Genomic DNA, 13,685 nt, shown 5'->3' on the forward strand with positions numbered 1-13,685 from the left:
CATTCTTCCAACATTCGATTCAATGTTGTGGAGTTGATCCGAATTCATGCGTCTTCGGTTAAGTGAGGAATCGTGATAAATTGCCTTCATTCTCACAACAGTTGTCAATAATTTTAATGTGTTGTGGACTGGAACTGGGTATCGATTTCATGTAATAAGGCCAAAATTTAAGGCAGCCTTTTGGTGCAAAATCGATAGCTTTCAGGCAAGAAAATTCCTTAACCGATGACCAATGGATCCGAATTTGGATTCCGAATTTCCTGGAGAAGATCACGTTTCAGACTTGGATAATTTAGTATGAAAAATGGTTACGATGTATATAAATCAATCTAAAAAATAAGACTAGTATCTTTTTATATATGTATTAGGTAACAAAAATAAATCGATTTGTAATACTTATCTCGCTAATTATGAATTACGTGGTTGAACTGAAAATCAACTGCATTAAATCTTCAACTGTCTAAACTATATGCCTCTGAGAAATTCTACTGCCCTTGATTTTGAACCCCAAATTCATAAGTCCTAATAATAGAATAAATATTTTTACCTGATTTACAGAAAACGCTCAACCGCGTAAGTCCCATCATTAAAAGTATTTTTCAAATAAATGAAAGAAAAAAAGTTGTGGGAAATTTGAGAAAGTTTATCTCAATTTCCCTTTCATTTTATCATTTTTCCCATGTTTTTCCTTCTTTTTTCCTCACTCATATCATTGCAAACATATCCACTACATCATCAAAGTCTATCCTTCCGTTCCCGTTGAAGTCGAAGTACTCCACCGGCATGTTTTCCTCTATCCAGTCCATATTGTGGAAGTACGCCACTATGTCTACGAAACTGAACTCCCCGTTTCCGGTAAGATCTTCATAGAGCCCGTCTCCGTCAAGGTCCCTGGGGGTATATTCCTGATCCGGCAATGGAGACAGGAGAGTCACTTCAATTGTCCCTGCCAGGAGAGCTGGCTCGATAGAGTCTCCGGAATCTTCCTCCAGACGTTTAACCCCGATCGAAAGGTTCGCAGATCCTTTCTCCTTTCCAGAAACAGTGAGAGTAGCAAGCACAACATCTGCTGCTCCTTCCTTAACGGAATCTTCCAGGTCAACGGTCTTCATGTAGATAGAAGTCCCAGGCAGGGTAGAGTTCTCAGTAATCAGAGCCCAGGAAGGATACTCGATGTCCACGATCTCGGCAACAGCCGGGTCGTCGATAGCAATGGTCAGGTTGTAGCCTGAAAGGCCTGCAGGGAAATTACTGGCAACGATATTTATTTCAATAGATTCGTTTTCTGAAACTGAGGAACTTTCAGGGTCGAAATAGAGAGTAACAGTTGACCCGGAAGCTTCGGAAACTTTTATGTAATCCGATTTTAACTCAAAATCAGAACCAGCGGCATTTTCTACAGTCAGATTGACGGTGTAGTTACCTGCTGCAGAATAAGTATGCACAGGGTTCTGGTCGGTTGAATTAGCTCCGTCCCCGAAGTCCCAGAACCAGGAGGTTGGTGTGCCTGTGGACTGGTCCATGAAATTCACAGTGAGGGGAGCACTACCACTCGTTACATCTGCAGTGAAAGCAGCAACGGGTTCAGGCTCAGGTGTTGAGGACTCAGAGACAGTGATATAACCAATCTTCACTTCGGAATCGCTTCCTCCAGCGTTTGTGACCGTGAGGTTCACGGTATAGTCACCTGCTGCAGAATAAGTATGCTCAGGGTTCTGTTCCGATGATGTTTCGTTGTCCCCGAAATCCCATGCCCAGCTGGTCGGTGAGTTCGTAGATGCATCGGAAAATTCAACGGTTAGTGGAGCACTGCCGGATGTTGTATTTGTACTGAAATCAGCCTCAGGTACTGGAGGCATGACTACCGTGATGTAATCGGTCTTGATCTCATCATCTGAGCCTGCATCGTTCGTTACCGTGAGGTTGACAGTGTAGTTGCCGGCTGCGTTATAGATATACGAGGGATTCTGCTCAGTACTGTCAACTACTCCATCGTTCTCAAAGTCCCAGGCCCAGGAAGTAATTCCTTCGCCTGTAGATTCATCAGTGAACTGCACTGTTAGGGGAGCCTCACCCGAGGTGATGTTCGCCGAGAAAGCGGCTACTGGAGCTGGGGGAACGGAAGAAGCCACAGATACGGTTGCAGATCCTGTGACACCATCGGCGGTGGCGTTAACCGTGACAGTGCCGGCGGAGAGAGCGGTGAAAATTCCATCATTGTCGACCGTACCAACCGATTCATCCGAAGAGGACCAGGTAAAGACGGTGTTGGTAAGCCTCTCACCATATTGGGTGCTTGCCTGGGCCGAGAAGGTGAGGTTGTCACCAGCCTCTATTTCAGCCTCAGCCGGAGCAACTGTCACGGTACTGAGCACCTCTTCATCGGCAATAACCCAGATGTTGTCGATATAGAATCCAGCATTTCCCCACCAGTATTCCATATATGCCCCTATCTTGAAGGTGTGTTCACCAGGCTCTATTCCCGTGAGGTCAATCTCGTAATGTTTCCAGTCTTTGTTGTTCAGAATCACAGGAAGAGAAAGCTTCTCATTATCATCCAGGAAGACTTTTACCCAGTTGCTGTAGACATAGTTAGTAGATAAAGACAAGGCATCAAATCGAAGAGTCTTTGCTCCTTCTGGAATATAGATCGTCCTTTCAGCTGAGGTATATATATTGTATCCGGATAACTGACCTGGATCACAGCCTATGCTGTAGTTTCCTTCATAAACCGGTGTATCAAACAGACCACAGTTAGTGTAGGTCCAGCTGTCAAGAGATTCGCAGGGGTCCTGCCACGGGAGAGATGCACCCACACCGGTAACTGTGATATAGTCCGTCTTAAGCTCGTCATCACTTCCGCTTGCATTGGTTACCGTCAGCTTTACACTGTAGTTCCCATCCGCAGTGTAGGTATGGGCAGGGTTCTTCTCCGTTGAGGTGCTGCCGTCCCCGAAGTCCCAGAGCCAGGAAGTTGGAGACTCAGTTGACTGGTCGGTGAAATTAACCGTTAGAGGAGCAGTCCCATTTGTTACATCAGCAGTAAAAGCGGCTTCAGGAAGCGCAGGTGAAGCTGACTGATTCCTTACACTCATAAGGGCAAGCGGGATCTTGTAGTACTTTTCTTCCTGTTTGTTGTAGGTAAAAGTACTGTCCTGCCCTGCTGAAAGCATGGAACTCACGTCCCAGGTGTTGTCCCCATAGTAGCTACCCTGAGGTGTTCCGGAGTTCAGTGTTGTCCCCTGGAAAGCATAGATTCCATCCACACTGGCAAGGTAGATTGCAGAAAGGCTGGCTGAATTCCACCCGCTTGCAAGCGCTGAAGTACCAAACGCAGTCGAACCGGTATATGTGTCATCCAGCGGATTGACAGTATCATGGCCCTGGTTTACCCAGTAATAAACCTGATCCGAATCGCCATCATCGTACGCAACAACCAGTGTTATTGCCTTAACACGCCCGTCAAATGACGAATCTATCTTGGTTGTCGTTGCCTGCACATTTACAGTCTGCCCGTTGATTTCATCGGTGAGGTCGTACCACATCAGGTAGTCACTTGTCACACGGTTCATGTGGTCGCTTAACCAGACAGGGCCGGTTCCACCCTCACCTGGGAAGGAGTAAGCGATATCGAATATCTCTTGCTTCTGGATTTCGTATGTGCTGTCGCCATCTGCATCTATGCCTATATCCACATTGCCACGGTAATTGTTTTGCATGTGGCCATCATAGACGTCAACGTAGAGCCTGGCCCACTTGATGTCGGTATAAGAAGGCAGAGTAAACGTTTTTTGAGCAGATGTCTCCATAGCGTAATATGAGTCGTACCAGAGTTCTCCTGAAACGGTTCCGCTCCGGACGGTTGTCAGCGGGATACCACCATTGTAACTTGGAGAGGTAAGCGGGGCACTGACAGTTATGGGCAAGGTTGCTGAATTACTGCCTCCAGGCCCGGTTGCAGTGAGATTGACGTTGTAACTACCCTCGGTCACGTAAGTGTGAATCGGGTTCTGTTCGGTAGAAGTGCTACCATTGCCAAAGTCCCAATTCCAGCTGCTCACACTTCCGGTCGAGGTGTCGGTAAAGTTCACCGTGAAAGGTACCTGGCCGGAGTCTGCATCGATGGTAAAGTTGGCAACAGGCGCTGGAACATCAGAAGTCACGCTGATGTAGTCAGTCTTTGTTGTGGTGTTGCTGCCGCCATAGTTTGATGCTGTGAGTTTTACTGTATACGTACCTAAGGTTTCGTAGGTGTGAGATGGGTTTTGTTCGGTAGAACTCTTGCCGTCTCCAAAGTCCCAGGACCAGGAAGTTGGAATATTTGTCGATTCGTCCGTGAACTGGACTGAGAGAGGAGCTGTACCGCTGGTTACATCCGAACTGAATTCGGCAATAGGAGCGAGAACGATGGAACCGACAGTGATATATCCTGTTTTTACTTCAGAATCACTTCCGAGAGAGTTAGATACCGTAAGTGTCACATTACAGGTTCCTTCGACCGTGTAAATGTGAGTTGGGTTCTGTTCAGTGGAGTTTTCACCATCACCGAAGTTCCATGCCCAAGAAGTTGGAGTGCCTGTTGAGATGTCGGTGAATTTCACTGTTAGAGGGGCATGTCCACTTGTGGCGTTTGCCGAGAAGTTGGCTTCAGAAGCAGTTTCCTTGGTGACTTCAAGAATAGCTGAGGCCAGGTTCATGTATCCGTCACAACTAACACCAAGCTCGTTGGTACCGTTTTGTAGAGTGTCAGTTACATCATACCATTTGTACGCTGGGTCTCCACTGCCGCTTCCTTTGATTGGGACGCTCTGCTTATTAAAAAGAATAGTGCTCTGGCTGTTATCTGCACCTGACGGCAGGACCGTTGTCATTTTAGCGGAAACAAGGTTTTCGGTAGTGACGTTATTGAACATAGCATAGGCGACGTAGGGATCAGTACTTATGCCGTCAGCGTTGTAGAGGCTGTCGCAGCCTTCATCAAGCCAGATCATCCGATACGGTTCGCTCGCATCCTCATAAATCACTACCAGTACCGCACCATAAAGTCCACCAATACCTACTCCCGGGTTGGATGCGTTTATTATTGCTGTGTTGCTGTTTTTGTTGAAGTAGGGGGTCACATCAAAAATCCCCTGTCCGTTGAAGTTATCTGTTCCGTCACCGTAGAAAGCTGTCTGGTTAACAGTGTTGCCATTGAACCGCAAGATGAAATCGGGATTGCCGGGATTATTCCAGGTATATGACTGGTAGAGTCTGGCTTCTTTTACTGTTACATCCGCAGGAATGGGCAGATCTGTATTTGTCCAGTGTACGGTCGTAGAATACCAGCCACCACCTGACTTATAACCGGAATCACCCTGGGAGTATTTTACTGCAATATTTCCTTCTTGGTAGGCTCCTGTTTCCAGGTCATTTCCTGTGTAAAATCTCCCGCCGGTGTAGTAATTGCCTGAGGAAACTACGGTTGCTGTCGTTGTATATTCATTGTTCGTTTCATTAGTTTCAGCAACCGTGTTCTCCGGGTCTGCCTTAACAGTGATGTTTACAACGTCGCCTAAATGCCGCTTTATATCAACAACACTAACCGTGGTGCTGCTTCCTCCAGCCAATCCCGCTGCTTCGGCAGTCATGTTTATCCCATCGATAAGGAAATTGACCGAAAAAGCAGGAGAATTTTCGGTACCTATATTGGTGACCGTTGCAGTGACTGTGTTATTGTTGCTCGGGTAAAGCGTCGGATTCGTAGAAACCGTGAGATCCACATTGGAAATTACATTGATATAATCTCTCTTGACTTCAGAGTCACTTCCACTTGGCCCGGTAACAGTAAGATTCACAGTGTAAATGCCGTTAGTCTCAAATGTGTATACAGGATTCTGAAAAGTACTGTCAGTGATCCCGTCGTTGTTGAAGTCCCATGCAACAGAATTGACACTCCCGGTCGATATGTCCGAAAAGTGCACAGTCAGCGGGGCTATACCGGTGGTCACGTCGGATGTGAAATCAGCAACTGGAGGAAGAACAGACCCGCTGACTGAGATGTAATCCGCTTTAACTTCAGAATCGCTGCCCTGGGAATTAGTTACGGTAAGATTGACAGTATAGTTTCCAGGTATAGTATACGTGTATCTGGGATTCTGTTCGATGCTGTCGATTGAACCGTCATTATTGAAGTCCCAGGCCCAGGAGATTGGAATACCACTTGTGGACTGGTCTGTGAATTGAACTATTAGAGGATTGTCACCTGAGGTTACATTAGCCGAAAAAGCAGCTACTGGGAGCTTAAGATCTAACTTTGAAACAAAAACATCGTAACTTCCAGAACTTGCATTCTGGTAGGCATTGCTGTTTACCGGAAAATCCGTAGAGGCCGTGTATCCTACAATATAAATGTTTCCCTGACTATCAGCTGCAATACCAGAACCGTAGTCGTTTCCGCTCCCTCCAAGATAAGTTGAATAGACCAGACCGGTTCCATCAGGGTTCAGCTCGGTCACGACAGGGTCATCACCACCTTGTTTAGCTGTCTGGTATGCTTCACTTGTTACAGGATATTCATAATAACTTTGAGCGGTTCCGGCGATGTAAGCGTTTCCTTCACTGTCAACGAGAATATTTCGATAGTAATATCCATTGGAGCCACCTGAAGCCCCCCATACAGCTCCTCCCAGGTAAGTGCTGTATTCCAAAATGGTTCCTTCAGGATTGAGCTTCGACACATAAATATCAAAAAAGCCGGTTTTGCCTGTTTTGTAGGCACCTTGGCTGATTGGGAAATTAGTAGATTTGGCAGTGCCTGTTATATAGGCATTTCCTGCGTTGTCCAGTGCGATGCCATATCCATTGTCAGTATCGCTTCCTCCAAGGTAGGTACTATAAACAAGACCCGTACCATCTGAATTTAGTTTGGTCACAAAGGCATCAAAACTGCCAGAACTTTCTCCAGGGGAGGTCTGGAATGATCCACTAGTTACGGGAAAATTAGTAGACAATGTGGACCCTGTGACATAAGCATCTCCATTATTATCCACTGCGATACCATATCCATAATCATAGAGACTTCCTCCAAGAAGCGTACTATAGACAAGACCTGTTCCATCAGTATTCAGCTTGGTTACAAATGTATCCATTCCACTGTTACTTGTCTGGTAGGCGCTGGTAGTTGTAGGAAAATTTGCAGAATTTGTGTATCCGGTGATGTAAGCATTATTTGCACTGTCTATTGCAATACCGAATCCGTAGTCATAACTGCTGCCTCCGCCGAGGTAAGTGCTATAAACAAGGTCTGTTCCATCAGTGTTCAGCTTGGTAACGAAGACATCGTAAGTCCCCCCTCCATGGGCTGTCTGGTAGGCTCCGGTTGTGATTGGAAAATCCTGAGAGCTTGTGTATCCGGTGATGTAAGCATTATTTGCACTATCAGCTGCGATACTATATCCAAAATCATTAGAACTTCCTCCGATATAAGTGCTATAGACCTGATTTCCACTGGAATCGAATTTCGTCACGAAAACGTCATTACCGCCACTGCTGGATGTGTTATAAGCACCTACAGTATATGGAAAGTCAGTTGAGGTTGTGGTTCCGGTGATATATATATTGTCAGAGTTGTCCACTGCAATACTGTATCCCCTGTCATCGGCGCTTCCTCCCACGTAGGTACTAAAGTTGAGGAATGGATCAATCAGAAGAGTCCGGCTCTGGTCATATTCACCTACTGAAAAACCGTAAGTACCGTAATCCAGCACACGGTATGAAACCTTAACGCTCTCTCCGTCTTGGAACGCTTTCGGCGCAGCCATGGTCACATCTCCGTCACCAGTGGTAACGACAAGGCTCCCATCATCAGCAACGTGGATACTATCAGCACCAAGCACCTTAACCCGTATGTTATTCGGGTTAGCGCCGGGCGCAACGGAGAAAAGCTTCTCCACATTATTCCCGTGGGCCTTTGCACTCACGGTAATGCCGGGATACAGCTCACCGAGCGAGACAAGGTTGTAAGTCGGAAGCCCAGTCTGCCATTTGCTGGAGTCGTTCCCTAAGAAATAAGAGACTTTTGTCTCTGCCGGGTCTTCTCCCTCCGGGATCAAAGAGATTACAGTACCTTCAACGGTGACGAACTGCTCTTTCAAAGCGACACCAGAGGTCACATTATCCTTTGTAACTGCAACCGAATGGGTCAGGTCAGTATCGGTTATATAAGCCGTTCCGTAGAATGTGTCGGCATAAAACTTCACAGCTTCTGGATGTTGGCCCTGGTTCTGAATGAACGGAATATGTACGTTCATCAACTGGGCGTCAGAAGCTTGAGAGTCCGTATTGTTCCCTGCTAATACGGGGGCTGCAAGCGAAGTCATGCACATCAGTGCAGCTATACAGAGAATTAGAAATATTCGTTTCATTTTTCACTCACTCCACATTTCTAAAATTTTCACCCTCAAATCCTGTGAATGTGGTCTTTTTCAGCAGGATCTGAGGGAGGTTGTTCGGGATTGAATCACAATTATTTTGTAGTTCTTTTAATCTGGGGGAAAACCCCCCATAAATAAAAATATTTAAGATGTATTTCCAAAACATGGACTGTGTTATGTGGTGTTTTTCAGATCAGCCCAAATTATTGAATTTTAATTACTCTGTAAAATTTAGTTATCACTTTTGAAGTCAAGAACGAAACTTTTCAAGTATTGCTGCCTCCTCTCATCCTTCCAACATTTAATTCAATATTATGGAGTTGATCCTAGTTTGGATTCTGAATCTTCTGGAGAGGATCAGTTTTCAGAACCTGGTTATTTAGTGTGAAAAAAGGTTACTATGTATATAAATTAATCTAAAAAATAAGAATAGTATCATTTTATATATGTGATAAGTAATAAAAACAAATCTATTTGTAACACTCATATTGCTAATTAGAACATACGTGGTTGAACTGAAAACCAACTGCGTTAAACTTTCAAATGCCTAAAAATATATTTTTCAGCAATGCCTATTGCTTTTGATTTCGGACCTCAAGTGCGTAAGTCCGAAATAGAACAAAGATCAAAAAAGAGTATGAGGAGAGGGAAACAAATCCTTACCATATGACTACTGTATTCGTTTTGTTTGCATCTTTCAGATTTTTAATTTTATGTCTGGTCCGCGTAGCGCCACCATGCGAGTGTACCGAAAAACCCTATACTGCCCGTAATAAAAACAATTATCCAGCTTGTGGCGCTCAACTGTTCCTCCATTCCTTCTGTGGCATACAGCATTGCTATAGCCCATGGATAATATTGCCCATAACCAAGGGTCAACGCGAAATTGACTATCACCATGGCAAAAATTATAAAACCAATAGCTGCCAGATACCCGCGGGTATAGCTTGCGATCAGCGCCACAGTCGTATCTAAAAATACTGCGAGAAAAGCAACTTCAAAAAGGACGATAAATCTGTCAAAAGCATGTCCAAAGGACCAGCCCGAAAGCTGTATCACGTTTCCGACCGTGATGGCTAGCGCGAAAGCGAATAAATATAAAACAACGCACCATATCAAAATCACGATGAATTTTGAAATAACTATGGACGTCCTTGATACAGGTAAAGCAAGCAGGTCTTTGGCAGTACGATCGGAATATTCCCTTCCAAAAACCCAGCTACTAACAAATCCGAATATGACCATTTCCATACCTGGCATGCTCTCGCTGAATATCGTAAAAAAAGATGGCCAATCAGCTGCTCCGAAGAGCTGGGCTTTCACACTGAGCAGGCCAAGGTCTTTTGCAAGGACCGGGTTTTTCAGTACAAACATCATTAGCCCCATCATCAGAATCATTATGGAGACAACCGCAAATGTTGCCCATAAAGCGGTAGAACGCCTCATTTTCAGGAACTCTGCCCATATCGCACTTTCTATGCCTTTCATTTTACGCTCACTTTCTCTCGTATACTCCTCAGGAAATATGATTCAAGGTCTTCTTCTTCGACCATTAATAACACGGGCGGACATCCCGAGTAGACGAGAATTTCCGCTATTTTTTCAGGCTGACCTATGACCCTTTCATCCGTTATAATCAGATTTCTATCCGGGGATAAAACAGCGTCATAACCTCCGGCGAAAAGTATTGTTTTTGCTTTTTCATTATCTACGGTATTAACGACAAGCTTTTTTAATCGCAACTGTTCCAGTCTGTCTGCATTAATTTCCTGTATAAGCACGCCTTCGTGAATTATTCCTATTCTTGACGCTATCTTTGAAACTTCGCTTAAAATATGGCTGGAAATAAAAACCGTGACTCCTTTATTTAAAGCAAGGTCAAGGAGTAATTCTCTTATTTCCACAATACCAGCCGGGTCCAGGCCGTTTGAAGGCTCGTCAAGAATTAGAATCTCAGGGCTGTGAATCAGTGCTTTAGCAATCCCTAACCTCTGCCTGTTTCCCTGGGAGAGTTTTCCAGCCTTTCTGTCCGCGTATTTATTCAACTGCAATTTTCCCATTACCGCACTTATGGCATTCGTATCATCTATGCCTCTTAACCTGCGGATAATCTCAAGTTTTTCCTTTACAGTCAGATCAGGATAGGAGTAAGGCAATTCGACTAAATACCCGACATTTTTCCATAATTCAGTTTCCCCTGCATTTACCAGTTTGCCGTTCAGGTAGGCTGCTCCTGATGTGGGCTTTATCATCCCGAGCAGCATGCGGATCGTCGTTGTTTTCCCAGCCCCGCTCAAACCGAGGAAACCGTATATTTCGCCTTTTCCCACACACAGAGAAATAGAATTTACAGCGTGTAAATCGCCAAAATCCTTTGATAATCTATCTGTTTTAATTACCTCATTCATCCACTTTTCCTCGGTCTGCAAAGCCTTTTTGCTATTATTCCAATTAAGAAAAATACCGTTGTCTGACTATAAACTTGCTCCCCGCCCTCTTCAACAAGCTTCTCTTTTATCGTTTTTTACCGTTATTTTTCCGCGCTATTCTTTTTACATTTTTCCGAAGACCACTATCCTGCGTTGAGAACGACAAGAAAAAATTAAAGCAGTGATACGGTTGCCAGGGTCAGAGGTATTTATTAATCGCATGGTTGCAATAAGAAATATTATGGATAGTCAGAAGGACAAAGACGTTACGATACGCACGCAAAAACCTGGTGATGCCGGGTATATAGCTTATAGGCATTGTGTCCTTTACGAAAAAGAATATGGACTTGGCGGAACTTTTGAGCATTACGTGTTAGATAGCTTTGCAAAATATATTGAGCACCGGCCTGCGGGGGAAATCTGGGTGGCAGAGTGTAATGGCCAGATTGTTGGCTCTATAGGAATTGTCAGTACGGACAAAAGTACGGCACAGCTCAGGTGGTTTTTAATAGAGCCAGAATTTCGCGGAATAGGTTTGGGCAGACAGCTGATGATCAGAGCAGTCGACTACTGTAAGCAAAAAAAGTTCAGTCGGGTGTTCTTATGGACAATACAGAGTTTGAAGATTTCACATCATTTATACAGTAGCTTTGGATTTATTCCTGTAGAACAAGCCGTAAATAATACATGGAAAAAAGGTGTGGTAGAAGAGCGATGGGAACTTTTATTAAAACCTGCGTAAAATTGGACTGTCCTATCAACTCTTCTATGTGTTTCAAATACATTTTCTACATTTCATTTTATTTAACCGGCCAAGTAGCGCCTATTCCCATGTGTGATGTAACAAATGAGTGAACAATCAACTTCAATAAAACAGGTAAAATAATAACCATATTGTTAACCTGTACGAGTCGATTTTTATCTGGCTTTTGCCTTTTCCTTTCAAAAACTTTCAGAAAAACTATATTGTTTTTTGGATTGTGTGCTGTCTTTTAAGGTTTTAGTTTGAGCTAGTTTTCTGGACTGGATTGGGTTTAGGTTGGATTTATATACTGAAGTTAGACTGGCTTTTAAGGATTGGGGACAGTTTAAAGGTAGATTTTCGGACTTGCAAAGGCCTGGAATTCGAAGAAAATGAACTGGTTTGGGCTGGAGAAGGCTGGAAAAAAGGTAGTACCTGCTTGCAAGGGACCTGTCCGGATTGAAAAACGGGTCAGATTAGAGCTGCAGTAGCTATTTGCTAGCCTGCTATGACCAGTTTGAGCAGAAGATTATCGCCAAAACATCCACCATGGCTTTCTATTTTCCAGATTCTCCGGAAGTAGTTTAACGTTAGGTCTGCCATTCTCCTGGATCAAGCCTGGATCAAGGTTTGAATATTTGGCTTATTTGTTCTTTATTTCTTCTTCTTTGTGGGAAAGGTCGCTTTCCTTCGTTGAGCTTGACAGGAAAGGTTTCGCATAACGAATAAGGGTATGGGGCTAGAACTATCAGTTAATCCTCTTGAGTTCAGCTCATTGATAAAATCCATCAAGTAGTCCTCTTGAGCGAAGCGTAGAGTAGCGAAAAGGACCGCGTACTCCCGAGGCGCAATTCGGGTGGCGCAATTCGGGTGGCGCAATTATGGCGAGGCGCAATCATGGTGGGTCCGAACTCTGATTTTTCCGGTCAGGTAATATTCATCTCTCGCTTCAACCATCGCTCTTATATTTTTGATCGGGGTCTTCGGGGCAATTCCGCATCCGGGAGCTAGTATATCAATACCGTCTTCCAGGCACTTCTGCGCTTCCAGTTTTATCTCCTCGCAGGTCCCGTTGAGCATAATTCCCGAAGAGGAAAGGTTTCCTATCAGTTTTGTCTTGCTTCCGACAAGTTTTTTTGCAGTTTGCAGGTCAGTTACTTTTTCTTCGATGCTGATTCCCTGAAAACCGCACCTTGAAAGGGTTTTAAGGATCGGGGTTGAGTTTCCGCAGACGTGTATGAGCTTTATTCCTTTTCCTGACTTGCAGAAGCTTTCATACTCCGGTCTTATGAGGGCTTCCAGATGTCTGGGGTCAAGCATGTCCGGACCTGCTATTCCATCCACAATGCAGACAGCATCTGCCCCGGCTTCGGAGAGGATTTCCGCATACGCCGAGCAGGTGGCTCCTGTAACTTTAAGGCATTGGCTTAAAGTTTCAGGTCTTCTGATCATCCATGTAAGAAAATTGTAAGTCCCAAGCAGCCTTGAAGCAAGGGATGCCGGTCCTTCCATACCTGCTATGAGGGGGACTTCTTCTCCTGCTTTTTCCCTCAGGATCGAGGTTACGTCTTTAATAAGAGGAATTCTTCCCCGCTGTGCAAAGTCCGAGGGCAGTTCCATTTTTTCCGGTTCCTTTGCAAAAGGGTTAGAGCCTGGAGAAGGCTGAATATCCTATCTGCCCGGGTTGACCTTGCAGCCCAGAGCTTCGGATAGGACCGTGAGGCAGAAGGGGTAGCGTACGGCTTCAAGGCCTGCAAAGGTATGGGCTGAAAGGGCAAGGTCTGCCATTTTTTTCGCATCAAAATGAGCATCGGGCCAGGCCGCTCCGCTCTCTCTCATGAGTTCGACGGTTCCGGTCTGGGTTACTGCAAGAACGGGGACTTTATCCACGGCTTTCCCGTGTAGCGTGTTCAGGAAACGGTCTCTTAAATCTGGATCTGCCATTAAAATCTGCCATTAAAGTTCTCTTTTTATAACGTTCAGCGCTACGGTAAGCTTCTGTAGCTTTTTTCTTCTGAGAAGTAATAAAAACAGCATCACTTTTATATTTTTCATTTAAAATATCTGCGAACTCATTATATAAATTAATCCACATATGCG

At 44.7% G+C, this 13,685-nt stretch carries 4 protein-coding genes and 1 pseudogene; 1 reads left to right on the top strand and 4 read right to left on the bottom strand.

Annotation, left to right across the window (positions count from 1 at the left end):
- Positions 1 to 704 precede the first annotated feature (704 nt).
- The 3 genes from MA_RS29290 to MA_RS04445 form a co-directional block, all read right to left on the bottom strand.
- Complete coding sequence (locus MA_RS29290; RefSeq protein ID WP_011020895.1) at positions 705 to 8,405, bottom strand: PKD domain-containing protein; 7,701 nt, start codon at positions 8,403 to 8,405, stop codon at positions 705 to 707.
- A 720-nt stretch (positions 8,406 to 9,125) separates the two neighbouring features.
- Entirely contained in the window at positions 9,126 to 9,902 is a 777-nt protein-coding gene (locus MA_RS04440) for an ABC transporter permease (protein ID WP_011020896.1), read from the bottom strand.
- Positions 9,899 to 10,822, bottom strand: a complete 924-nt coding sequence (locus MA_RS04445) for an ABC transporter ATP-binding protein (protein WP_048064981.1) — start codon at positions 10,820 to 10,822, stop codon at positions 9,899 to 9,901. Before MA_RS04445 ends, MA_RS04440 begins: the two co-directional genes overlap by 4 nt.
- Before the next feature lie 241 nt (positions 10,823 to 11,063).
- Between MA_RS04445 and MA_RS04450 the strand changes: the two genes are divergently transcribed.
- A complete protein-coding gene (locus MA_RS04450) occupies positions 11,064 to 11,585 on the top strand; it encodes a GNAT family N-acetyltransferase (protein ID WP_052279106.1) in 522 nt (173 codons plus the stop codon).
- Positions 11,586 to 12,464: 879 nt separating this feature from the next.
- On the opposite strand, the pseudogene mtaA reads toward MA_RS04450, so the two are convergent.
- A pseudogene (mtaA, locus tag MA_RS04455) lies at positions 12,465 to 13,529 on the bottom strand (methylcobamide:CoM methyltransferase MtaA).
- Positions 13,530 to 13,685: the final 156 nt, after the last annotated feature.

The organism is Methanosarcina acetivorans C2A (assembly GCF_000007345.1).
Classification (GTDB): Archaea; Halobacteriota; Methanosarcinia; order Methanosarcinales; family Methanosarcinaceae; genus Methanosarcina; species Methanosarcina acetivorans.

Coding starts and splice junctions, on each gene's coding strand:
- MA_RS29290 (WP_011020895.1), bottom strand. CDS start 8,405: ATGAAACGAATATTTCTAATTCTCTGTATAGCTGCACTGATGTGCATG.
- MA_RS04440 (WP_011020896.1), bottom strand. CDS start 9,902: ATGAAAGGCATAGAAAGTGCGATATGGGCAGAGTTCCTGAAAATGAGG.
- MA_RS04445 (WP_048064981.1), bottom strand. CDS start 10,822: ATGAATGAGGTAATTAAAACAGATAGATTATCAAAGGATTTTGGCGAT.
- MA_RS04450 (WP_052279106.1), top strand. CDS start 11,064: ATGGTTGCAATAAGAAATATTATGGATAGTCAGAAGGACAAAGACGTT.